The organism is Mesorhizobium sp. M7A.F.Ca.US.008.03.1.1 (assembly GCF_003997495.1).
Classification (GTDB): domain Bacteria; phylum Pseudomonadota; class Alphaproteobacteria; order Rhizobiales; family Rhizobiaceae; genus Mesorhizobium.
Genome location: NZ_RZRU01000037.1, coordinates 1 through 23,781, shown reverse-complemented (window position 1 = coordinate 23,781; position 23,781 = coordinate 1). Strand labels below are relative to the sequence as shown.

General features: G+C 62.9%; 22 protein-coding genes. 15 read left to right on the top strand and 7 right to left on the bottom strand.

Going from position 1 to position 23,781, the window contains the following annotated elements:
- Positions 1-150 precede the first annotated feature (150 nt).
- Entirely contained in the window at positions 151-1,488 is a 1,338-nt protein-coding gene (locus EOA16_RS30945; RefSeq protein ID WP_127261526.1) for a PRC-barrel domain-containing protein, read from the top strand.
- 49 nt (positions 1,489-1,537) lie between these two features.
- On the opposite strand, the gene EOA16_RS30940 is transcribed toward EOA16_RS30945, so the two are convergent.
- Entirely contained in the window at positions 1,538-3,112 is a 1,575-nt protein-coding gene (locus tag EOA16_RS30940; RefSeq protein ID WP_127261525.1) for an alkaline phosphatase family protein, read from the bottom strand.
- 225 nt (positions 3,113-3,337) lie between these two features.
- Between EOA16_RS30940 and EOA16_RS30935 the strand changes: the two genes are divergently transcribed.
- The 6 genes from EOA16_RS30935 to EOA16_RS30910 all read left to right on the top strand — a co-directional run bounded on the left by EOA16_RS30935 (position 3,338) and on the right by EOA16_RS30910 (position 8,459).
- A complete protein-coding gene (locus EOA16_RS30935; RefSeq protein ID WP_127261524.1) occupies positions 3,338-4,270 on the top strand; it encodes a VOC family protein in 933 nt (310 codons plus the stop codon).
- Between the two features lie 4 nt (positions 4,271-4,274).
- Entirely contained in the window at positions 4,275-4,925 is a 651-nt protein-coding gene (locus EOA16_RS30930) for an alpha/beta hydrolase (protein WP_127261523.1), read from the top strand.
- A 2-nt stretch (positions 4,926-4,927) separates the two neighbouring features.
- Entirely contained in the window at positions 4,928-5,227 is a 300-nt protein-coding gene (locus EOA16_RS30925; RefSeq protein WP_127261522.1) for a GNAT family N-acetyltransferase, read from the top strand.
- Between the two features lie 143 nt (positions 5,228-5,370).
- Positions 5,371-6,429, top strand: coding sequence for a dipeptidase (locus EOA16_RS30920; protein WP_127261521.1), 1,059 nt, complete (start codon positions 5,371-5,373; stop codon positions 6,427-6,429).
- A gap of 98 nt (positions 6,430-6,527) precedes the next feature.
- Entirely contained in the window at positions 6,528-7,838 is a 1,311-nt protein-coding gene (locus tag EOA16_RS30915; protein ID WP_127261520.1) for a flavin monoamine oxidase family protein, read from the top strand.
- A 210-nt stretch (positions 7,839-8,048) separates the two neighbouring features.
- Positions 8,049-8,459: a hypothetical protein gene (locus EOA16_RS30910; RefSeq protein WP_127261519.1), complete on the top strand. Its 411-nt coding sequence runs from the start codon at positions 8,049-8,051 to the stop codon at positions 8,457-8,459.
- 110 nt (positions 8,460-8,569) lie between these two features.
- Here the strand turns inward: EOA16_RS30910 and EOA16_RS30905 are convergent, their stop codons facing one another.
- Positions 8,570-10,657, bottom strand: coding sequence for a PAS domain S-box protein (locus EOA16_RS30905; RefSeq protein ID WP_164754443.1), 2,088 nt, complete (start codon positions 10,655-10,657; stop codon positions 8,570-8,572).
- A 67-nt stretch (positions 10,658-10,724) separates the two neighbouring features.
- The gene (locus tag EOA16_RS30900) at positions 10,725-11,498 is read right to left on the bottom strand and encodes a response regulator transcription factor (RefSeq protein WP_206517372.1); all 774 of its coding nucleotides are present in this window, start codon (positions 11,496-11,498) and stop codon (positions 10,725-10,727) included.
- Positions 11,499-11,544: 46 nt separating this feature from the next.
- On the opposite strand from EOA16_RS30900, the gene EOA16_RS30895 reads away from it, so the two are divergent.
- A complete protein-coding gene (locus tag EOA16_RS30895) occupies positions 11,545-12,246 on the top strand; it encodes a response regulator transcription factor (RefSeq protein WP_127261517.1) in 702 nt (233 codons plus the stop codon).
- Between the two features lie 72 nt (positions 12,247-12,318).
- Here EOA16_RS30895 and EOA16_RS30890 read toward each other — a convergent pair whose 3' ends face one another.
- Positions 12,319-12,486 (bottom strand): hypothetical protein, encoded by a 168-nt coding sequence (locus EOA16_RS30890; RefSeq protein ID WP_023811016.1) that lies wholly within the window; start codon positions 12,484-12,486, stop codon positions 12,319-12,321.
- 200 nt (positions 12,487-12,686) lie between these two features.
- Between EOA16_RS30890 and EOA16_RS32805 the strand changes: the two genes are divergently transcribed.
- The gene (locus EOA16_RS32805; RefSeq protein ID WP_164754441.1) at positions 12,687-12,995 is read left to right on the top strand and encodes a hypothetical protein; all 309 of its coding nucleotides are present in this window, start codon (positions 12,687-12,689) and stop codon (positions 12,993-12,995) included.
- 235 nt (positions 12,996-13,230) lie between these two features.
- Positions 13,231-13,692, top strand: coding sequence for a L,D-transpeptidase (locus tag EOA16_RS30880; RefSeq protein ID WP_127261515.1), 462 nt, complete (start codon positions 13,231-13,233; stop codon positions 13,690-13,692).
- A 246-nt stretch (positions 13,693-13,938) separates the two neighbouring features.
- On the opposite strand, the gene EOA16_RS30875 is transcribed toward EOA16_RS30880, so the two are convergent.
- Complete coding sequence (locus EOA16_RS30875) at positions 13,939-17,022, bottom strand: efflux RND transporter permease subunit (RefSeq protein WP_127261514.1); 3,084 nt, start codon at positions 17,020-17,022, stop codon at positions 13,939-13,941.
- Positions 17,019-18,350, bottom strand: a complete 1,332-nt coding sequence (locus EOA16_RS30870; protein ID WP_127261513.1) for an efflux RND transporter periplasmic adaptor subunit — start codon at positions 18,348-18,350, stop codon at positions 17,019-17,021. The genes EOA16_RS30875 and EOA16_RS30870 overlap by 4 nt, the downstream gene beginning before the upstream one ends.
- Before the next feature lie 145 nt (positions 18,351-18,495).
- Here EOA16_RS30870 and EOA16_RS30865 point away from each other — a divergent pair, with 145 nt between their 5' ends.
- Positions 18,496-19,029 carry a TetR/AcrR family transcriptional regulator gene (locus EOA16_RS30865; protein ID WP_023811021.1) on the top strand — a complete coding sequence of 178 codons (534 nt, stop codon included), beginning with the start codon at positions 18,496-18,498 and terminating at the stop codon, positions 19,027-19,029.
- 169 nt (positions 19,030-19,198) lie between these two features.
- On the opposite strand, the gene EOA16_RS32800 is transcribed toward EOA16_RS30865, so the two are convergent.
- Positions 19,199-19,372, bottom strand: a complete 174-nt coding sequence (locus EOA16_RS32800) for a hypothetical protein (RefSeq protein ID WP_164754440.1) — start codon at positions 19,370-19,372, stop codon at positions 19,199-19,201.
- 249 nt (positions 19,373-19,621) lie between these two features.
- Here EOA16_RS32800 and EOA16_RS30860 point away from each other — a divergent pair, with 249 nt between their 5' ends.
- From EOA16_RS30860 to EOA16_RS30845, 4 genes are all read left to right on the top strand, one after another.
- Positions 19,622-20,950 carry an NAD(P)H-dependent oxidoreductase gene (locus EOA16_RS30860; protein WP_127261512.1) on the top strand — a complete coding sequence of 443 codons (1,329 nt, stop codon included), beginning with the start codon at positions 19,622-19,624 and terminating at the stop codon, positions 20,948-20,950.
- A gap of 2 nt (positions 20,951-20,952) precedes the next feature.
- A complete protein-coding gene (locus EOA16_RS30855; RefSeq protein WP_127261511.1) occupies positions 20,953-21,981 on the top strand; it encodes a thiamine pyrophosphate-dependent dehydrogenase E1 component subunit alpha in 1,029 nt (342 codons plus the stop codon).
- Positions 21,981-22,979: an alpha-ketoacid dehydrogenase subunit beta gene (locus EOA16_RS30850; protein ID WP_127261510.1), complete on the top strand. Its 999-nt coding sequence runs from the start codon at positions 21,981-21,983 to the stop codon at positions 22,977-22,979. Before EOA16_RS30855 ends, EOA16_RS30850 begins: the two co-directional genes overlap by 1 nt.
- 3 nt (positions 22,980-22,982) lie before the next feature.
- On the top strand, positions 22,983-23,781 hold a 799-nt coding region (locus EOA16_RS30845), incomplete at its 3' end, for an E3 binding domain-containing protein (protein WP_127261509.1).

The window sequence follows — 23,781 nt, the reverse complement described above, 5'->3', positions numbered from 1 at the left end:
GCGGAGCGATCATTCTGTGGTTTCGTTTCCCGGACGACAGCGGTTTTGTCGGAACAACAGACTGGTCACAACGTTGTGAACCTGTAGATGCCGCGTCCGATTTTCCAGCGAAGACGCGGCGCATGAGATCAGGCACGAGGAGAGACTATCATGATCCGCAATCTTTTAGCCACGACCGCACTCGCAACACTGATCGCGACCGGCGCCTATGCGCAGAGCGCGACAAACCCGGCGCCGGCGCAGAGTCCGGCCGCTCAGGAGACAGGCGCCGCAACGGTCCGCGCGGAGGGCAGTATCGTCACCAACATCATCGGTGAGTCCGTCTACAACGGCACCGGCGATGATGCCGAGAACATCGGCAAGGTCAGCGACGTCGTCTTCGACAAGGATGGACAGGCGAAATCCGTTGTCATCGACGTCGGCGGTTTTCTGGGCGTCGGTGCCAAGAGCGTTGCCTTCGACTACGGCAAGCTGCAGTGGGCCGAAAAGAATGGTGACCGTTGGCTGGTAGCCCAGACTACCAAGGACGAGTTGACGGCTCAGGCGGAATTCGACAGCAAGCCCTACGCGCCGGCTCCAGCACCTGCGGCATCGACTGACGCGACCGCACCGACGGCACCCGCTACGACGGATACGGCCCAAAAGCCGGCCGACATGAACGCCGTACAGGCGGAACCGGTGAAGCGTGCGGACGGCAACCTTGCCACCAACATCATCGGTGAAGACGTTTACAACGGAACCGGTGATGACGCGCAGAATATCGGCGAGGTCAACGACATCGTTCTGACCAAGGAAGGCAAGGCCGAATCCCTGGTCATCGGCGTGGGCGGTTTCCTGGGCCTCGGTGCGAAGAACGTGACCTATGACTTCTCCAAGGCACAGTGGGCCGAGAAGAATGGCGACCGCTGGCTGGTCGCCCAGACCACCAAGGAAGAGCTGCAGGCACAGCCGGATTTCGACCGCAAGGCCTATGATCCGGCGCCGGCAACGACGGCTTCCAATGAGCCTGCGGCCACCGCTCCGGCAGCTGTGCCCTCTGACACCACGGCTCCTGCTGTCGCTCCGGCAGGCAAGACCGCCGAAGCTCCGGCAGCGACGACCCCTGACGCTTCGGCTCCCGACCAGACACGGACTGCCGCCATCGACAAGTCGACGTTGACCGAGATGCCGGTCGGCGAGATTCGTGCCGACGACCTGAAGGGCACGACTGTCTACGGCGCCAACGACGCCACGGTCGGCGAGATCGGCGATGTCGTGCTTGCGCCCGACAAGAAGGCCGATGCGGTGATCGTCGATGTCGGCGGCTTCCTCGGCATCGGCGAGAAGGAGGTCGCGGTCGGCATGGATAATCTCAAATTCATGACCGACAAGGACGGCAACAAATATCTTTACACGACCTTCACCAAGGAACAGCTTGAGGCACAAACCGCCTATGACAAGGGCAGCTATGCCGAGAAGCGCGATCAACAGCGGATGATCGTCAGATAACTCCCACCGAGTCAGATACAGGCCCGCGCCGGCAACGACGCGGGCCTTTTCATGTGTGGCGTGGAGGCAGGCCAGCGGCATGGCCGGCGAGGCCGTTCTCTGTCAATTCGGCCAGTGCCAGCGACTGGTCGAGATGTTCGGCCCGCCAGGCGAGCAGCCGTTCGGCGAACTCCAGCCGCACGGCGAGATGGCTGGGGTCGGCCGCGAGATTGTCCAGTTCGCCCGGATCGTTTTCCAGATCGAACAGCAGCGGCGGCAGGTTGCCTCCGAAATGCACATATTTGTAATGTTCCGTGCGCATCACGGCGAGATTGCATTGGCGTGAGGCGATGCCGAAATGGCGTTCGGCCTCGCCCTCGGCGATCGAACGGAAGTCGAACTCCCAATGCGCGGCATCGCGCCACGCGGCCGGGGCTTCTCCGTTCAGGAACGGCTTCAGCGAGGCGCCGTCGAGATGCAGCGCGGGCTCTTCCCCGAGCAGGTCGAGAAGCGTCGGCAAAATGTCGACCGCTTCGGTGAAGCTGTCGACATTGCCGCCGGCCGCGTTGCCGTGGCGCGGATCGCGGATGATCAGCGGAATGTGGTAGCTGCCGTCGAAATAACCGCCCTTGCCCAGCATGAAATGGTCGCCCATCATCTCGGCATGGTCCGAGGTCAGCACGATGATGGTGTCGTCCCACGCGCCCGCGGCCTTAACCGCTTGCCAGACGCGGCCGAACTGCGCGTCGACCTCGGAAATCATGCCGTAATAGATCGCGCGGATGCGGCGAAAATCGTCTTCGCTCCAGTCGTGCACCTTGCCTCTGGCATCGGGGCGAAATTTTATCTGTTTCTGCCGGCCGAGATCATAGGCAAGATAGGGATGGTTTTCCGCCTCTTCCTGCCAGCTTGCCGCGCGCCAGAAGGCCGGGCCGTCAGCCGGATCGTACATTGTGTTGTAGGGCTCCGGCACGACGAAGGGCGGGTGCGGGCTGATGAAGGAAAGATGCGCGAACCACGGCGCGGCGTGCTCCTGTTCGCCAAGCCAGCGCGTGAATTCGCCGGTCAGGAAAGCCGCCGGGGTTTGTTGCCCGGAGTAGACGGGCGGCGCGTTGCTGACGGCAGCCCCGACCGCCGCGCCGGCGGCCACCGGCCGATGGATGTCGGGAGATCCGGCGCTGGCGTCGACCCCTCCCAGCTTCAGCCAGGATAGCCATTGCTTCTGATGCTCGGGCAGCAACTGGCGCACCGTAAAGCCCGGCAGCACGCCTTCATAGCTTTTCAGCCGCGGATCGCCCGGCGCCAGCTGGCGCGGATCGAGCGAGACGTCGGTGTAGCCGAATAGCGTCGGATCATAGCCCAGGGCGCGAGCCGAGAGCGCGATGTTGCCGTGGCGAGAGTCGAGCGGCGTGCCATTGCGGCAGACGCGGTTGTTCATCTGGTAGAGGCCGGTGTAGAGGCAGGCCCGGGCGGGCGAGCAGGGCGCCGCGCCGCCATAGTGCCGCTTGAACAGCACACCCTCCGCGGCCAATGCGTCGGCATTCGGCGTCTTCACGACCGGATGACCGGCGGCGGACAGACAATCACCGCGCCACTGGTCGCATGTGATCAGGAGAATGTTAGGCCGCCTGGCTTTTCCAGTCACTCACGATACCTTTGTCGCGGATGTCGAACGCCGTTCATGGAACCGAATTCTGGCCACGGCGCAAGCCTGACCTGCAAGCCAATTGGTGAACGAACCTTGTTCCATCGTTCACTTTTACAGCACAGTCCATTCTGTGTTTGCCGCCTTTGCGTAAACTGCTCTGGTCCTCATATTGGCGTGGACAGCGGCGAGGGCCGCACATGCACCAACGGAAGGAGCAAGACAATGCTCGACCAGATCAAGGGCCTGCATCACGTCACGTCGATGGCCAGGGATGCCCGCCAGAACAACGATTTCTTCACCAGGAAACTCGGCCAGCGCCGGGTCAAGAAGACCGTCAATTTCGACGCGCCCGACGTCTACCATCTCTACTATGGTGACGAGACCGGCACGCCGGGTTCGGTGATGACCTATTTCCCTTTCCCGGACATCGGCAAGGGCCGGCATGGGGTCGGGGAAGTCGGAACCACCGTCTACTCGGTGCCGGAAGGCACGCTTGCCTATTGGGAAAAACGTTTTGCCGATGAGGGCGTCACCGGACTCTCGCGCGAAGAGACCTTCGGCGAGAAGCGCCTGGCTTTTGCCGGACCGGACGGTGACGGCTTCGCGCTGGTCGAGAGCAAGGGCGACAGCAGAGCGCCCTGGGCGAAAGGCGGTGTTCCGGTCGACCAGGCGATCCGCGGCTTCCACTCGGTGGCGCTCAGGCTGAAGGATGGCGGCGCCACTGAAGAACTGCTGAAGTTCATGGGCTATGAGGAAGTCGACAACTCCGGCAATCTCAGGCGGCTGGCGGTGAAGAACGGCAACGGCGCCGACGTCATCGACATCGAATCGCTGCCGAGCGCGGCTTTCGCCGATCTCGGCGCCGGCTCCGTCCATCACGTCGCCTTCGCGGTCGAGAACCGCGCTAGGCAGCTCGAAGTGCGCAAGGCGTTGATGGATACCGGCTATGGGGTGACGCCGGTGATCGATCGCGACTACTTCTGGGCGATCTATTTCCGCACACCGGGTGGCGTGCTGTTCGAAGTCGCCACCAACGAGCCGGGTTTCGATCGCGACGAGGATACCGCTCATCTGGGCGAGGCGCTGAAGCTGCCGTCGCAACACCAGCACCTGCGGCCGTATCTGGAACAGCATCTGCAGAGACTGGAAGGCTGAGGTCATGAGCAAGGACGCTTACATCCACAAGCTGCTGCCCGGTTCGCCGGGCGGTCCATTGCTGTTCGTCTTCCATGGCACGGGAGGCGATGAGAACCAGCTTCTGTCGCTGGGGCGTGATCTCGCGCCCCAGGCAACCATCATCTCGCCGCGCGGCGATGTATCGGAACAGGGTGCCGCGCGGTTCTTTCGCCGCACCGGCGAGGGCGTCTACGACATGGACGATCTGGCACGGGCGACGGACAAGATGGCGGGCTTCGTCAAGGCGCATGTCGAGGCGGCCCATGTCGGGGCGGCCCATGTCGGGGCGGCAAAGCCATCGGCCGTGCTGGGTCTCGGTTACTCCAACGGCGCCAATGTCCTGGCCTCGGTGGTGTTCGCGGCTCCAGCGCTGATCGACGCGTCGGTGCTGATGCATGCGCTGATCCCTTTCGAGCCGCAGGTCAAGGGCAGCCTCGCCGGCCGCCATATCCTGATGACCGCCGGCAAGCGCGACCCGATCTGCCCGCCGAACCTGACCACGCGGCTCGAGGCCTATTTGCGTGCCGACGGCGCCGATGTCACAGTGGAATGGCACGATGGCGGGCACGAGGTGCGGCCAAACGAGATCGAGGCGGCACGGCGGTTCTTTGCCGACGCTGCCCAAGGAGCATAGCGATGCCTGAACAACTGCCTGAAATCGAACTTGAGGATCGCGGTTCCAAGGGCCGCTATGTCCTGCGTGGACCCGATGGCGCCGAGGCCGAGATGACCTTCACCAAAATCGGTGAGCACCAGATCATCATCGACCACACCGAAGTGCCGGACGTCTTTCGCGGCCAGGGTGCCGGGCTTCGGCTCGTGACCCGCGCCGTCGAGGATGCGCGTGCGGCAGGCAAGAAGATCATCCCGCTCTGCCCGTTCGCCAACGCCCAGTTCCGCCGCCATCAGGAATGGTCGGACGTGCTGAAACGGTAGGGATTTCGTTGCTTGGAAACGGCGCGGCAAGCGGCTGCCATCCTGCCGGGGCGGCTTTGGCATTTGCGCGGGTGGCGCATCCTCCCTAAGTAGATAGGATATATCCTAGCCGCCGCGCCGACAAACGAACCGAATGATCCCCTATGACCGAAACCGATCTCGTTCCCGTCTTCGACGGCCACAACGATACGTTGCTCAGACTCTATCAGTCGAAAGACACGGACGTCGAAAAACTGTTCATCGAGGGGAAATCGGGCGGCCATATCGACCTGCCACGCGCGAAAGCCGGCGGCTTCGCCGGGGGCATGTTCGCCATCTTTCCGCCGCCTGTCGAGAAATCCAGACGCGGTGCCGTACCCCTGGCGCCGAGCTCCGCCGAACCGCTGCCGCCCGAGGTTCCGCGCAATGAGGCGCTGACCTCGACCATCGCGATGGCCTCGATCCTGTTCAGGCTGGAACGGGCCGGAGCGCTCACCGTCTGCCGCAGCGCCGGCGATGTGCGTAATGCCATGGCGCAAGGTTCGATCGCCGCGGTATTCCACATTGAAGGGGTCGAGGCGATCGATCCCGAGCTCACCATGCTCGACGTGCTGCATGAAGCCGGCCTGCGCTCGCTCGGCATCGTCTGGAGCCGTCCGAACGCCTTTGGCCACGGCGTGCCGTTCCGCTTCCCGTCTTCGCCCGACACCGGCCCTGGGCTGACCGATGCCGGCAAGGCGCTGGTCAAGGCCTGCAACCAGTTGAAGATTATGATCGACCTGTCGCATCTCAACGAGAAGGGCTTTCGCGATGTCGCTGATCTCAGCGATGCGCCGCTGGTCGCGACCCATTCCAACGTGCACGCGATCTGCGGCCATTCGCGCAACTTGACCGACTGGCAGCTCGGCGCGATCCGCGAAACCGGCGGCATGGTCGGGCTGAACTTCGCAACCGGCTTCCTGCGCGAGGACGGTCGCATGAATGCCGACACCAGCCTCGACATCATGGTGCGGCATATCGATTCGCTACTGCAGGCGCTGGGTGAGGACGGCGTTGGTCTTGGCTCCGATTTCGACGGCGCCATGATCCCGGCCGTCATCGGCGATGTCGCCGGCCTGCCGAAGCTGATCGATGCATTGACGGCACGCGGTTTCGGCCGCGCGCTGGTCGAGAAAATCGCCTATCGCAACTGGCTCAATATGCTCGAGAAAACGATAGGTTAGAGACAGCCTGCGGTATGGCGTGTGCGGCCCGCCGGCATATGTCGATAAGGACATACTTCGTCGGTGGAAGCCGGTTGCGATTGGGTGGATAGCCGGCAATGCTGAAGAGCTTCACGGATGAGGGCGGCGAATTCGAGCGAACCGATGTCGTCATCGTCGGTGCGGGTTTCACAGGCCTGTCGGCGGCGCTTGAGATGAAGAAGGCCGGCATCGATTTCATCCTGCTCGAAGCACGCGACTGCGTCGGCGGACGCGTCGAGTCCCGACTGAACGGACTTGGCGAACGGATCGATAGTGGCGGCCAGTTCCTGTGCGAGGACATGCCGGAATTGATGGCCCTGGTCGAGGCGCGCGGCAAGACGCTGGTTGAAACCTATGTCGATGGCGATTTCATCACCCAGCCGACGATGTCCGTACAACGAGCAGAGCGGATCTACGACGCGGCAATGGCAATCCGCGAGCGCATGAACGGGATTGATCCGGACGACGCCTCGATTGCCGGACTGACCGTTGCCGACTGGCTTGCCCGCCAGCGCGATTCGGCCGACGCCAAGGCCGTCTTCCGTTCGATGATCGAAGGTCTGTGGTGCATGGCACTGAATCAGATTCCTCTGTGGTATCTGATCGACAATGACCGACGCGTCACCAACGAGGTGCCGGAGCTGCAATATTTCCTGCGCGAAACCATGCATTCGCTGGCCGACGATCTGGCCCGCGACCTTGGCGATCGGTTGCGGCTCAGCGAGCCGGTCACGCGCATCGAGCACCGTTCGCAAGATGTTCTTGTCGTTTCGGCCGGGGGTGCCATCGAGGCGCGCGCGGTTCTGGTTGCAGTCCCGCCGGCGACGGTGACGGAGCTCGCCTTTGCCCCCGCCTTGCCGGCCGGACTGGGGCGGGCGCTTGGCGCTTGGAAAAGCGGCGCGGCTATCAAGATCCTGGTGCGCTATGCCAAACCGTTTTGGCGCGGGCGGGATTTGAACGGTATGGTGATGTGGCTCGATCCGCCGGGGCTGTTTGCCTGCGACGCCGGCAAGGATGTGGAGCATGCCGCGCTCGTCGTGTTCGTCGGCGGGTCGCTCGCGCTGCGTTGGCGTGACCTCGGCGAGGCGGAACTGCGTGCGGAGGTGGTCGGCCGGTTGGAAGCAGCCCTTGGTCCGGATGCCGGTGATGTCATCGATTTCAGTTTGCGTGACTGGACAGAAGATCGCTGGAGCGGCGGCGCGTACAGCGATCTTGTTGTCGATGTTACAGCGACAGACGCCGAGCGAACGATCCTTGCCGGCGCACCGCCGGTGCATCTCGCCTGTTCAGAACTCTCGCCATCGTTTCCGGGGTATGTCGAGGGCGCCATCATTGCCGGGCGCATCGCCGCGCACAAGATCATTGCCGGGCTTCAAGCTCCGGGCTGAGCCTGATCTTTCGAAAAACTGTTTGGTAAGATCGGGTCAGGTTGCGCCTCGGGGCCGCGTGCCATCGAAGCTATGCCCGATTTTGCCCGACTTCGCCCGAAATTCTGTTTCGAATTCGTTACAGTGCCAGTCCTTCGCCACCTCATCGCCGTTACAAAGTGCGGATAAGTTCATTTCACCGCCAAAAGAAACTCAGCGAAGGGGAAGGCAATGCATGCGAAAATCCAGACGATCCGCGGCGAGAGCCGCCTTCAGGCTCCAGAGCGCAATGACCGCCGTCCGAAACTGGCGCTGCGCCAGCGGGCCAGCGACCACCCCATGGCGATGTTCATGGTGCTGGCTGCTTGCGCCTTCGTCGGCATGGCGCTCACGCCCACAATCGGGCCGGCCTTCGCTTCGTTGAATCCGCCGTCCAATCTTGGCGACGGCGCGCAGACGACGACCAGGACCGCGCGTCTGCCGGCGCCGGTGACGGACTTCGCCTGCAAGGGCCAGGCCTGGGGTGCCGAGAGTATCGATTGCCTGCGCGCCATCGCCGAACAGTCCGGAACACACAAGAGCCGCGCCATACGCATGATCGCCAATGCCGCACCCTCGGCCGATATGCCGAATATTTTCTGATTTTGTCGAGCCTGGTCCGAAACCGTTCCCGTTTTGGGATCATGCTCTGGACTCCCCGAGCGCTCCCTCCAGCGCGCTCTTCTTCGGCCCCGCCCCCGGGGGCCACTTTTTTATCCTTTCAAGGCCGCCTGTTCGGCAATGGCGGACAGCACACTGCGCACATCCAGCGTGCTGAACGGCTTTTCCAGGATCTGCGGCCGCTGCTGTGCCGGCAGGGCCTCGATTTCGGCTTTCGCACCGATCAGGTCGCCTGTGACCAGCACGAAACGCCGCGCCAGGTCAGGCTTTTCGGCGAGCAACTCGCGATAGATCGATATGCCGCTGACGCCGGGCATGCGCAGGTCCGAAAAGACGATGTCCGGCGGCATGTGCCCGCTCAAAGTGGCGGCGCCCGATTCCCAGACAGGAACGATCCGCGACTTGATGCCCATCAGTTCGAGAATGTCGGAAAGCGAGCCGGCGACATCCGGCTCGTCGTCGATGATCAAGGCATGGCGCAAGCCGCTCGATCGCGGCTGGTTGTCGCCGGCGGTGGCGAGGCCGGCCACGATGGCCGGCAGTTGGACGACGAAACGCGCGCCTCTCGGCAGCACTTCCTCGAACCAGACATTGCCATTGTGCCGCTCGATGATCGATTTCGAGATCGACAGGCCGATGCCGGTGCCGACGCCGACCGGCTTGGTGGTGAAATAGGATTCGAAGATGCGGCCGCGGATCGCTTCCGGCACGCCGGGCCCATTGTCCTCGACCGAGAAGCAGGGATGGCTCCGGTCGCTGCGGAACGTCCGCACCTTGATCAGCCGGTCGCCGGCAATGCCGGCCAAAGCGTGCTGGCTGTTGATGAGGAAATTCGCCGCCACCTGCGTCACATGGTCGGCGTCGGCCATGGCCAGCAGCGGGCCGGCGGCGAAATCGGTGTCGATGGTGATGCCGCTTGAGCGCGCGCCATAGGCGGTCACTTCGAGTGCCGACCGGATCACCTGGTTGAGGTCGGTCTCGGCTTGTGCCGCGGGATGGAGGCGGACCATCGACAGGAAGCTCTTGACGATGCGGCCGCAGCGCTCGGCCGCCGCACGGACTTTCTCGGCGCGCACCTTGGTCTGCGGGTCGGAGGCGAATTCGTGCAGCAGCGTCGATTGCGCCACAACCACGGCCAGCGGATTGTTGAGCTCGTGCGAGACGCCGGCCAGCAACGAACCCATCGCCGCCATCTTCTCGTTCTGGTGCAGCTTCTCGCGCTGCCGGCCGATCTCCTCCTCGGCGCGCAATTTGTCGCGCAGGTCGCGGATGGAGCCGAAGATCAGGCGACGGTCGGCGACCCGCATCTCGGTCGCCGTCAACTCGATCGGGAACACTTCGCCGGCGGCGTTCTGGGTCACCGTCTCGAGCCGCTGGCCGACCATCGGCGCGCCGCGGCCCGACATGTATTCGGCCCCTGAGGCATAGCCCTTGCGGTAGTAGATCGGCACGATCGTATCGAGCAGGTCCTTGCCGAGGATGTCGCTGCGCTGGAAGCCGAACATCTTCTCGGCAGCCGGATTGAATTCGATGATCGAGCCGGTCTCGTCGATGACGACAATGGCATCGAGCGAGGCCTGCAGCATGGTGCGGCGAATGACCTCGCTGGCGTGGGCGTCGGAGGGCGAGCGCTCGATGGCGTCGCCGATGGCCAGCGCGATGATGTGCAGCGTCGCCTCTTCCTCGTCCGTCCATGCACGCTCGTTGACGCAGTCATTGACCGCCAGCGTGCCCCAGAGATGGCCATGCGCGAAGACCGAGACCGAGAGGAACGACTTGATGTTCTGCTTCTCGAAATCGGTCCTCAGGAAGCCTTTGAGGTCGCGCGTATGGCCGGCGAAGATCTTGCCTTGCCTCTCGTCCTCGGCAAGCCGCTCCAGCAGGGGGTCGGAATTGACGATCGATTGCATGATGACGGTTGGCGACGCCAGTTCGCCGCCGAAAAGAGGGTCGATCCAATAGGCGGCGACGGATTGGGCGAAGCCCTGGCCCGGCAGTTCGCGCAAGCGAAACAGGATGCCGCGCTGGCAATCCAAGGCCCGGCACAGCGTTTCCAGTATGCCGTCCATCTCGCGCTGCCAGTCGCCGGCCTCGCGCAGCCGGCGAACGACACGCACGGCCGCCATCGCCGCGCCCTGCCTGAACCCTTGCATATCGGTGCTTGCTGCTTCAGCGATCATCTTGTGCTGTCATTTCGGAGTCGTGCCAATTCGGCCAGCGAGCAACTGAATCCTTCTGGCCCGGTGCTCAGTTGCCCTCGCCGGCCGGCAGCGAGAAGATATAGCCCTCGCCGCGCACCGTGCGCAGGAATTTCGGATTGGCCGGGTCGGCCTCGATCTTTTTGCGTAGTCGCATGATGCGAATGTCGACCGCGCGCGACGATTCCGGATCTTCGGTGAAACCGATCGCCTCGGAGATGGCGGCGCGGGTCAGCAGCCGGTTGGCGCGGGTGAGGAAAATCTCCAGCACGTCGAACTCACTCTTGGCCATGTCGATCACCGCGCCATTGGCGCCGGTGACCAGCCTGCCGTCGAGATCGGCCTGGAATGGGCCGAAGGTAACGGAACGGCGATCCGTCCCGGCCTTCTTGCCCTGGAGTTCCTTCGGCTGGGGAACCCGGCGCAACACGCTGCGCACCCTGGCCAGCACTTCGCGCAATTCGTAGGGCTTGACGATGTAGTCGTCGGCACCGAGTTCCAGCCCAACGATGCGGTCGAGCGCGGTGCCGGCCGCGGTCGCATAGATGATGCCGATCGGCAGTTTCGAACGCAGCCAGCGGCCGAGCGAGAGGCCGTCCTCGCCGGGCATGGCGATGTCGAGGATGGCGAGATGGAACGACTGCGTCTCAACGAGGCTGCGCGCGGCGGCAGCACTTTCGGCGGTGACCACTTCATAGCCCGCGGCTTCGAGGTATTCGGCAACCGCATCCCTCAGATCGGGCTCGTCCTCGACGATAACAATTCTTGCCCGCACGATGCTTTCGCTCCCACTTTCAGTGGAAAGTAGATTGGGTATAAACATCATGTCCAGCACTCATATCCGGGTTGCCAGGGAACGGTTGGAAAATATGGCCGCACGATCTGTCATTGCGCTTGTTTCCGTTGCCGAAGTGGTGGCGACCGAACTCGCCGATCATCTCGAGCGGCGCGGCCACGACGTGCATCAGGCGCGCCAGCCCTGGGAGGCAGAATCGCTGCTGTCGGGAAAGGGAATCGACGTCGTCGTCGTCGGCGACAGCCTCAGCCAGGCTGAGGGGCGGGACCTGCTCAGACGTTATGGCAGCCAAGGAGGAGGCGGCGAGGGCGGACCGGATTTCATTCTGATCTGCCGCCCGGCCGATCTTGTCGACAAGGTGCTGGCGCTGGAGCTTGGTGCGGCCGACGTCGTCGAGAGCCCGCTCAATGTCCGTGAACTGGCTGCCCGTGTCGGCGGCCTGCTTTCGCGCCGCGGCAGGGGCACCCAGGAACTGATCGTGCTGGAGAACGCGACCGTCGATCTGAGATCGGCCATGGTCATGCATCGCTCCGGCTCCGAGGAACAGCTTTCGCCCGGCCAGGTGGCGCTGCTCAGGTTGTTCCTGGCCAGTCCGCGCAAGGTGCTGACGCGTGACGATATCATCGCCGCGGCACCGGCCGAAAACGCCGACGCCTTCGATCGCTCGATCGATTCGCGCATCGTGCGGCTGCGCCGCAAGCTCGACACCGACACCATCACCACAATACGTGGCGCCGGCTACCGGTTCGATCCGCCGCGGCAATTCGCCGACTGACTGCCGGCTCCCGGCGCAATCCCTTTTTGCGGGCATCGGATTCTCCATCTCTGGGCCCGATGCTTTTGACCCTCAGCGTACCAGCAGAAGCGATGGCCCCACCGGCATGTCACTGCCCATAGTGAGTTCGCTTGCATGGGCGCGGTCCCTGAGAAGCATGGTGGCAAGGCCGGCAAAGCCGAGCAGACCCTGGGCGTAAAGCAGTGCGGACAGCACCGAAGCAGCGAATTTAGTTTTCATCGTCGCAGTTCCCCAAAATGCCAATTCTTCAAAAATGAACCTGTTGCGGGTCGCTTCAGGGTACCCCCGAAGTGCCCGCGCCGCCCACGGAGCCCCCCGTCGCGGCGCGGGCCTTCGGTCCTCTCGGCAGCAAGTTGCCGGAGGCGCCGCGCAAACCCGTCAGCCTAAGGCCGACCCGCCAGAGGGCCTTGAGCCGGGCGATGCGCAGGCTGGAAACAATCCAGACCGTGGCGAAAAACAGTGCGGCATGCAGCGTCGAAATCTCGCCCGAAGTCATCGCGCCGAGCTTTGTCATCGGGGTGCCGGCAACCGTGCCGACGCCGCCGATGATCGCTGGCGCGATGCTGATCCTGAGAAACCAGGACAGCGCGTTCGATTTCGTCCTCATGTTCGTTACCGGCTGTTTTTGTTGCGTCAACTTTGCTCGCGCCCCGTATCCGGATCATGCCGCTTGGAGCCGCGCTTTGTTGCAGGTTGGTTTCGATGTCGGCGGTTGTTCTTTCATATGACGCCAATTCGCACTTTCGTTTGAAGGCGGATACTCATGTTCCCGACTCCTGGTCTTGGCTGCCCGCGCCTGCCGAGTCTGTTCCAGCCAAGTTTATAAGGAGGCGTTTGTTAATCGATAGAAACAAGTTCGAAACATAAACGAGTGTTTTGCGAAATCTTCTCGAAACATGACGTAGGGATAAGCGGCCATCGAATTGGAGCCGGCCCAACCGGCAGAGAGAGGGGACTTCCATCATGCACACCGCCATTTCCGCCAAGCTCATCAACATCACCGCCGCTGCCTTGACTGGGGCAGCACTGCTGCTCGGCGCCGGCTCGGGCGCGGCGCACGCCGCCAACAAGATCGTGGCGCGTGTTTCGCTTTCGCAGCAGGTCATGGAAGTCTCGGTCGATGGCCGACCGACCTTCGCCTGGAAAGTCTCCACCGGCGACCGGGCCCATGTGACGCCGACCGGCTCGTTCAAGCCGACCCGCATGCATGAAATGTGGTATTCGAAGAAATACGACAACGCCCCGATGCCGCACTCGGTCTTCTTCAGCGGTGGCTATGCGGTGCACGCGACCTATGCGATCAAGCGCCTCGGCCAGCCGGCTTCGCATGGCTGCGTGCGGCTGCACCCTGACAACGCCGCCGATTTCTACCAGCTCGTCGAAACCTTCGGCGCGACCAACACCAGCATCGTCATCGTCAAGTAGCAGGCTGGAAACGGTGGCGTGTCAGCATGCTGGCACGCCTCGAGGCTCCCGTCGGAAAACGCTGCGGTATCGAGCGCAGCTCGACCCGGGGTATCGAGCGCAGCTCGACCCGGGTGTATTGAGTACAGCGCAAACCGGCGGTATCGAGCCCAGCCAAAAGAAAGAGGCCGGAAAATTCCCGGCCTCTTTTCTTTCACTTCCATCGATTTGCCCTGCGCATTTCCGGGCGGGACTCCCTCGACCGCCCTAGCTCGGCAGTGCCGGCATCAGCTTGGGATCCGGCTTCTCCGCCAAATGAGGCAGGTCCTTGCTGGCGATGAAGGTGTAGAACATGGGCACGACGAAGAGCGTGAACATGGTGCCGACCAGGATGCCGGTGAAGATGACCAGGCCCATCGAATAGCGGGCCGCCGCACCAGCGCCGCTGGACGTGATCAGCGGCACAACGCCAAGCGCCATCGCCGCTGTCGTCATCAGAATCGGCCGCAGGCGCACCTTGGCCGAGGCGATGATGGCGTCGCGCCGTCGCATGCCATGCTTTTCACGCTGCTGGTTGGCGAACTCGACCAACAGGATGCCGTGCTTGGTTATCAGACCGATCAGTGTGATCAGGCCGACCTGCGTGTAGATGTTGAGCGTGCCGAGGCCCAGATTGAGCGGCACGATCGCGCCGAAGATCGACAGCGGCACCGCCATCATGATGATCAGCGGATCGCGGAAGCTTTCAAACTGCGCCGCCAGCACCAGATAGATGACGACGACGGCGGCCGCGAAAGCGATCAGGATGGTGTTGCCCTGTTCCTTTTCCTGCCGCGATTGACCGGAATAGTCGAGGAAGAAGGTGTCGGGCAAGCTCTCCTTGGCGATGTCCTCCAGCGCCTTCAGCCCGTCGCCAGTGGTGACGCCGGGCAGCGGAAGCGCCGAAATCGTCGACGAATTCAGCTGGTTGAACTGCTCGATTGCCGCCGGCGCCGCATTGGTCGAAATCTTGACCACAGCCGATAGCGGCACCATCTCGCCCGTCACGCTGCGCACGAAGTATTCGCCGAGCTTGTCGGGGTTGTCGCGAAACTCCTGCGGCACCTGCGGGATGATGTCGTAGCTGTTGGAGTCGCGGTCGAACTGCGCCACTTCGGCGCCGCCGACCAGCAAGGTCAGCGTGCGGCCGATATCGGCGATCGGCAGGTTCAGCGCCGCGGCGCGGTCGCGGTCGATGGTCACCGTCACCTCCGGTGCGTCATAAGCCATCGAATTCTGCACGACGATGAAGCGGCCGGACGCTTGCGCCTTGTTCTTGATCTGCTCGGCCACCTCGTACACTTCCGAGGAAGCGCCCGTCGATCGCACCACCATGGAGATGGGCAGGCCGCCGCCGGAGCCCGGCAATGTCGGCGGGGCAAAGACGAAAGCCTCGACACCGGCCACTTTGGCGATACGGGCCGTAATGTCGGCCTGCAGTTCCTTCGAATTGCGCTTGCGTTCCGCCCAGTCCTTGAAGGCATAGCCGACGAAGGCGCTGTTTGTCGTGCCGCCGAAGGCGACGGCCGAGAACTGCGCCCGTGTTTCGGGAATATCCTTCACCAGACCGAGGATCTGGTTGACATATGTCTCGGTGTAATCGGAGGTCGCATAACGTGGCGCCGTCACAATCGAGAGCAAAAAGCCCTGATCCTCTTCCGGCGCCAGTTCGCTCGAGGTCTTGGTGAACATGAAGCCGGTGACACCGACAAGCGCAAGCACGATGATCAGCGTCAATGGGCGATAATTGAGCGACCCGGTGACGGCCCGTTCATAGACATGCTCGACGCGCGCGAAGGTGCCGTCGACAATGCGCTGAAAACGGCCCGGCGTGCCCGACTTCAAGAGGCGTGCCGACATCATCGGGGTGATGGTGATGGCGATGACACCCGAGAGCACCACCGAGCCGGCGAGCGTGACCGCGAATTCACGGAACAGCGCGCCGGTGAGGCCGCCGGTGAAGGCCAGCGGCGCGAACACGGCGGCCAGCGTCATGGTCATGGCAACGATGGCCGACGCGATTTCGCGCATACCGCTGAACGCGGCCTGCATCGGCGACATGTGATCTTCTTCCATATGGCGATGGATGTTCTCCACCACCACGATGGCGTCGTCGACGACCAGGCCAATCGCCAGCACCATGGCCAGCAGCGACAGGAGGTTGATCGAGTAGCCGACAGCAAACAAAAGGAAGCAGACGCCGATCAGCGACAACGGGATGGTGATGATCGGCATCATCACCGACCGGAAGGAACCAAGGAACAGAAGGATGACGACGATGACGATGGCAACCGCCTCGGCGATGGTCTTGAACACCTCTTCGATGGAAGCGCTGATCTGCCCGGTCGCGTCGTAGACGACCTCGATCGTCATGCCTTTCGGCAGCGTCTCCTGAATCTGCGGCACCAGCTTGGTGAGCGCAGCCGCCGTGGTCAGCGGATTGGCCGCCGGCGTTGGGAAGATGGCGAGGAAGGTGCCTGGCTTGCCGTTGAACGAAACCCTGGTGTCGGTGTTCTCGGCCGCGAGTTCGACGCGAGCCACGTCGCGCAACCGCACTACATTGCCGTCGGTAGAGCGCAGTGGCAACTCGGCGAATGCCTCCGGCGTCTGCAATGTCGAGCGCACGGTGATCGAGGAAACGACATACTCGTTCTGGGTGTTGCCGGGCGCCGACAGGAAGTTGGAATTGTTGATCGCCGTCAGCAGTTCGGAGGCCGTCACGCCGCGCGCGGCAAGCTTGACCGGATCGATCCAGACGCGCATCGAGTATTCCTGGGCGCCGAAGATCTGCACGTCGGCAACGCCTTCGACCGTCGACATGCGCGGTCTGATGACGCGCTCGATATACTCCGTCAGCTGCTCCTTCGTCATGTTCGGATTCTGCATCGAGATGTACATCATCGCGAACTGCTGGCCGGTGCCCTTGACGATGACAGGGTCCTTCGATGCGTCCGGCAAAGTGCCGCGCACGCCCTGGACCTTGGACAGAACTTCGGTCAGCGCGACGTCGGGGTTCGAGCCGAGCTTCATCTGCACCGTCACGGTGCTGGAGGACGGGCGGCTGGACGAGGTGACGTAGTCGATGTTTTCGGTCGAGGCGACAGCGCGGGCGATCGGGGCGGAAATGAAGCCCTGGATCAGATCGGCGCTGGCGCCCGGATAGGCCGTGGTGATGGTGATCGCCGTTTCATCGACCTTCGGATACTGCCGGATCGACAGGTTGAAGATGCCCTGGAAACCCAGGAGCAGGATCATGCAGGCAAGGACCGTCGAAAGAACAGGCCGGCGAATGAAGAGATCTGAAAAGCTCATTGCTGGTCGGCCTGCTTGTTCGCCGATTTGGTCGGGTCGATGGTGTTGTCCACAACGACGGACATGCCGTTGAAGAGGCGGTTCTGACCGGCGGTGACGACCACGTCGCCGGCCTTCAGCCCCTCGACGATCTCGACCATGCCTTGATTGCGGCGGCCGGGCTTGACGAACACCTGCGACAGCACGAGCGCGGGCTTGTCACCTTCCGCCGCCGGCTTGGCCGCATCGGCAGCCTTGTCGGTTGGCTTTGCCGCATCGGCGGCAGGCTTGGCTGCATCAGCTGCCGGCTTCATGGCATCGGCCGGCTTGGTGTCCGCAGGCTTGGCATCAGCCGATTTATCGGCTGCCGGCGCCGCGGGTTTTTCATCCGGCTTGGCAGCTGGCGCCGCCTCGGCGGGCTTGGCCGGCTGCACCACGAAGATGTAGTCGCCATAGAGACTTGTCGTCAGCGCCGTCTGCGGCAAGGTCAGCACGTTCTGCTCTTCGGGCAGCTCGACACGCACCTGCACGAACTGGCCGGGGGTCAGCTTGCCATCGGGATTGGCGACTTCCGCCCGGATGTTCACTAGGCGGCTGGACGAGTCGATCTTCGGGTCGATGCCGCGAATGGCGCCTGCAAATGGCCTGTCCTCGCCGCCAAAGCCCAATCGAACCGTCTGGCCTATCTTGAGCAAGGCGAGTTGCTGTTCGGGAACCGAGAAATCGACCCGCATCGTGTCGAGGTCCTGCAATGTCACCACGGCGGTGCCGGGCGCCAGATACTGGCCGATATCGATCCTCGGGATGCCCACCGTGCCGCCGAAAGGCGCCGTCAACTGCTTCTGCTCGAGCACGGCCTGCAGCTTGGTAACTTGGGAGGCCGAGGCCGAGGCCGCCGCACGCGCCGTGTCCAGCGTCGAGTCGGAGCCGACGCCACGCTTGGTCAGTTCGATGGCGCGGGCAAGCGACGTCTGGTCGAGCGCGGCCTGCGCCTTCTGTGCGTCGAGGTCGGCGCGCTCGACGGCGTCATCGAGTTGCAGCAGAACCGCATTGTCCGCCACCTTCTGGTTGGCATGGAAAAGGATGTCCTTGACGATACCGGTGGTCTCGACTGTCAGGTCGACACCACGCACGGCCTTAACCGTGCCGATCGCCTCGACGCCCGGCGTCCAGGCCGAAGGCTTGGCGATGGTCGTCGACACGGTTGCCGGCGGCGGCTTCATCGATGCGAAGTACTGCTTGATGCCGTTGTCGCGCAGGAAGTTGAACCCGACGATGCCGCCGACCACGACGACGAGCAGGGCCAGAACCAGAACAATGATAAAGATACGGAGTATGCGCTTGAACAAGGAAGTCCCCTCAGTCGAAATCCGGCGCGAAGCGCGGATATCGGGACACATATCGACTGCGGGTCCCGATTTCAAATAATGGCGGTCTTACTGTACCGTCTGGACGGTCTTGTCAATTGGGCCTAAGCTTGCGATGGGAGGCACCATGAGAGCCCAAAGACCGAACTCGCGCGAGAAGATTCTCGCTGCGGCGGCTGATGTTGCCCGGGAATCCGGACCAGGCAGCCTGTCGCTGGATGCTGTCGCCAGTCGTGCCGGCGTGTCGAAGGGAGGGCTCCTTTACAACTTCCCGACCAAGGCCAAATTGATGCAAGGTTTGGTCGAAGGCTATCTGCGTGAGTTCGAGCACGCGCTGGAAGCCGCCCGCACAAATGACAAGGACGAAAATCCCCTGGCCGTCTACATCAGGCTGTCGGCCAATGATTGCGAGGAAAAGCAGCCGTCGGCGTCCTGGATATTCTCGGCCATCGCCGAGGATCCCGATTTCATGATGCCGATAAAGACCTTCAAGCGGCAGCTTTTCGAGCGGCTGAAGGGCGAGACGCCGGATCTCAAATCGCTGTTGATCTGCTATCTCGCCATCGAGGGATTGCGCAGCATGAACCTCTTCGATTCGGATGTCCTGTCGAAAGACGAGCGCGAGTTGCTGGTATCGTCCCTGCTCGAGATCGCCAAATAGTCGTCGCCCACCCGCTTTTCGGCAGGCCTGTTCGTGAACGCGGCGCTCACACAGGTTTCATCGTGCGGACATAGCGTCTTCCCAGTTCTCTGCTGCAATGCATCTGCAGTGGGACATGGTGGAGATAGGTTCTAGCGGCGGGGATTCCGGGACCGGATCGTCCGCTGGATCAATCGGCCAGCGCGAAGTGGTTCCTGCCGGCCTTCGGCGTGCGCACCGTCGCCCATTGCAGCCCCGAACCGTTCGCCGCCATCGTTCCGGCAACGCCCGACGCAATTTGCTGCTTGCCTGGGTGCTGACGCTGCCGTGTTCGCTCACGCTCGGCACTGAAAGGCTTCAGCATTTGCTTCCGGCGGCGAGTAGCGGAGTGTCTCCTGGTTGGAACTCCGCGCCAGCGTTGTTCCGGTGCCGCCTGCGAGAGAGCCTGTCTTTGCGCGCCGTGCGGTTCCGGGCTTCGTTTTCGTCCGTGGTTCGGGCTGCTGGGAAAGTAGTTTTAAGCACGAGAATCTGGACATTAGTCTTGACAGAAATACAGATGTTCAATACCCGTCAGGCAATCGAACAAGCCTGCATTATGGGAGGAACGAGCCGTATGGCTTCCAATGTTTCATTGACGGGCCTTGCCCGCGATCTCGAGGAACGCGCCAAGTCGGGCAAGCCTATCCGCATCGGCCTGATCGGCTCGGGCGAGATGGGAACCGACATCGTCACTCGTGTCGCCCATATGTCGGGCATCGAGATCGGCGCCATTTCCGAACTGAACCTGCCTGCCGCCAGCAAGGCCGTCGATATCGCCTTCCAGGAAACCGGGCACGCGCGCGAAGTCTCGAGCGCGTCCGCGATGACGGCGGCGATGGAAGCCGGCAAGGTGGCGGTCACCAACGATGCCAGCCTTGTCATCAACAATGATCTGATCGACGTCGTCATCGACGCCACCGGGGTTCCCGCCGTCGGTGCCGAGATCGGGCTGCGCGCCATGGAACATGGCAAGCATCTGGTGATGATGAATGTCGAGGCCGATGTGACCATCGGCGCCTATCTGAAGAGCGAGGCCGACCGGCTCGGCGTCACCTATTCGCTGGGCGCCGGCGATGAGCCATCCTCCTGCATGGAGTTGATCGAGTTCGTTTCGGCGATGGGGCATCCGATCGTTGCCGCCGGCAAGGGCAAGAACAATCCGCTCAACATCGACGCCATTCCCCCAGACTATGAGGAGGAAGCCAAGCGCCGGCATATGAATGTGCGCATGCTGGTCGAATTCGTCGACGGCTCCAAGACCATGGTCGAGATGGCGGCAATCGCCAATGCCACCGGCCTGGTTCCAGACAAGGCCGGCATGCACGGCCCGGCGGCGACGCTTGGCGAATTGTCCAAGGTGCTGGTGCCACAGAAGGATGGCGGCGTGCTGTCGAAGGTCGGCGTCGTCGACTATTCGATCGGCAAGGGTGTCGCGCCCGGCGTCTTCGTCGTTGCCGACATGTCGCATCCGCGGATCTCCGAGCGCATGGAAGATTTGAAGATGGGCAAAGGCCCGTATTTCACTTTCCATCGTCCCTATCACCTGACCTCGCTCGAAGTGCCGCTGACCTGCGCGCGCGTCGTGCTCTACGGCAAGGCCGACATGGTGCCGCTGGCCAAACCGGTCGCCGAGGTCTGCGCGGTGGCCAAGAAGGACATGAAGCCGGGCGAGAAGCTCGATGCGATAGGCGAATATTGCTACCGCGCCTGGATCATGACGACGCCGGAGGCGCGCGCCGCCAAGGCCATTCCCTGCGGCCTGCTGCAGGGCGGCTCGGTCACTACGCCGATCAAGAAGGGCGAGCTCATAACCTACGCGAATGCAGCGCCCGCGGCGGGCTCCAAGATCGCCGAACTGCGCGCCCGCCAGGACAAGCTCGTCTATGGGACCGTGGGAGCGTGATCATGGCTACAGCCAGCAAAGCCGTCACTGACAGTCGCGCCAATCTGCCCTTCGTCTACCGCCATTACAGCGCCGAGCAGCTCAGGGAGGTGCTCCACAAGATGTACCTGATCCGCCGCTTCGAAGAGGGCGCGGAGGAGTGCTACACGCGCGGTCTCATCCACGGCACCATGCATTTGTCGATCGGCCAGGAAGCCAGCGCCATGGGCATCTGCATGCCGCTTGCCGAGGATGACCAGATCACCTCGACGCATCGCGGTCATGGCCACTGCATTGCCAAGGGTGCCGAGGTCAAGCGCATGTTCGCCGAGTTCTTCGGCAAGACCACAGGCTATTGCAAGGGTCGTGGCGGCTCGATGCACATCGCCGATGTCGGCAAGGGCAATCTCGGCGCCAATGGCATCGTCGGTGGCGGTATCCCGATCGCCGTCGGGGCGGCATTGTCCTCCAAGATGATGAAGACCGGCAAGGTCGTGGTCTCCTTCTTCGGCGATGGCGCCAACAATGAAGGCGCTTTCCACGAGGCGCTCAACATGGCGGCGGTCTGGAAGCTGCCTGTCATTTTCGTCTGCGAGAACAATGGCTATGGCATGTCGACATCGACAGCCCGCTCGACCGCGGTCAAGAACATCGCCGAGCGCGCCGCCGCCTATTCGATGCCGGGCGTCATCGTCAACGGCAACATCTTCTCCGAGGTCGCCGAGGCGTCTCATCAGGCTATCGCTCGAGCCCGCGCCGGCGAGGGGCCGACGCTGATCGAGTCCAAGACCTACCGCCATCGCGGCCATTCCAAGAGCGACCGCAACCGCTATCGCACCAAGGAAGAGATCGAGGACTGGATGTCGAACCGCGATCCGATCACCCTGTTCGAAAGCGAGCTCAGGGAATTCGGCTTCATCGACGACAAGGGCATCGAGGCCATTCGCGATGCCGTGGCGCAAGAGATCGCCGAGGGCATCGAGTTCGCCAAGGCGAGCCCATCGCCCGATATCAGCGAGACCGGAAATTACGTGTACACGGAGCAGGCGTGATGGACGCGATGGTGCGTGAACTGAGCTACGCCCAGGCGATCCAGGAAGCCATGGCGATCGCCATGGACATGGACGAACGCGTTTTCCTGATGGGCGAGGATATCGGTGTCTATGGCGGCGCCTTCCAGGTCACCGGCGACCTGGTCGAACGTTACGGCGCTGACCGCGTCATCGATACGCCGATTTCGGAACTGGGCGGCGCGGGCGTCGCGGTAGGCGCTGCCCTCACGGGCATGCGGCCGATCTTCGAGTTCCAGTTTTCCGATTTCGCCACGCTCGCCATGGAGCAGATCGTCAACCAGGCGGCCAAGATGCGCTTCATGCTGGGCGGCGAGGTTTCGGTTCCCGTGGTGATGCGCTTTCCCGCCGGTTCCGGCACCGGGGCGGCCGCGCAGCACAGCCAGAGTCTCGAGGCCTGGCTCGGCCATGTGCCGGGTCTGAAAGTCATCCAGCCGGCGACCCCGTATGATGCCAAGGGCATGCTTTTGGCGGCGGTCGCCGATCCCGATCCGGTCATGATCTTCGAGCACAAGCTGCTCTACAAGATGAAGGGACCGGTGCCCGAAGGCTATTACACCGTGCCGATCGGCAAGGCCGATATCCGCCGCGAGGGCCGGGACCTGACCATCGTCGCCACCTCGATCATGGTGCAGAAGGCGCTCGACGCGGCTGCCGCGCTGGAGAGCGAAGGCATCGACGTCGAAGTCGTCGATCTCCGGACCATCCGGCCGATGGACAAGCAGACCGTCATCGACAGCGTCAAGAAGACCTCTCGGCTGATGTGTGTCTACGAAGCGGTCAAGACGCTGGGCATCGGCGCCGAAGTCAGCGCCATGATCGCCGAGAGCGAAGCGTTCGATTATCTCGATGCGCCGATCGTGCGGCTGGGCGGCGCCGAAACGCCGATCCCCTACAATCCGGACCTCGAGAAGGCGACGGTGCCGCAAATTCCCGACATCATCACCGCCGCGCGCGACCTCGTGAAAGGGGTCCGCTGAGAAATGCCGACCGAAGTCATTCTTCCCAAGGTCGACATGGACATGGCGACCGGACAGATCTCGCGCTGGTTTGCCGAGGAGGGCGCGCACGTCAAGAAGGGCGATGTGCTGTTCGAGATCGAGACCGATAAGGCGGCGATGGAAATCGACGCGCCGGCCAGCGGCGTCCTGCGCGATGTCACCGGCAAGGAGGGTGTCGATATTGCGGTCGGCGCTGCCGTGGCGTGGATTTATGCCGACGGTGAGGCCTATGGGGCTGATGCTGCTGCGGCAAAGCAGGACATCGCGCCAATCTCGCCACCCGTGGGGGAGATGTCGACGAAGTCGACAGAGGGGCGCGCTGCCCCGCCAACGTCTCATTCTGTCACGCCCCCCTCTGCCCTGCCGGGCATCTCCCCCACAAGGGGGGAGATCGGCCAATCACCATCTGTTGCGCGCGCTACACCTTTGGCTCGCCGTCTGGCCCGTGAGGCCGGCCTTGCCCTCGCAAGCATCACTGGCACAGGCCCGCATGGCCGTGTGGTGAAGGCCGATGTCGATGCCGCGATTGCCGGCGGTGGCGCCAAGGCAGCACCCGCAGCCAAGGCTCCGGCCGGCGCTCCTGCTCCTGCGCCTGCAGTAAAGGCGATGTCGGACGATCAGGTGCTGAAACTGTTCGAACAGGGCTCCTACGAACTCGTCCCGCATGACAATATGCGCAAGACCATTGCGCGGCGCCTGGTCGAGGCCAAGACCACCATTCCGCATTTCTACCTGACGCTTGATTGCGAGCTCGATGCTCTGCTGGCGCTGCGCACGCAGA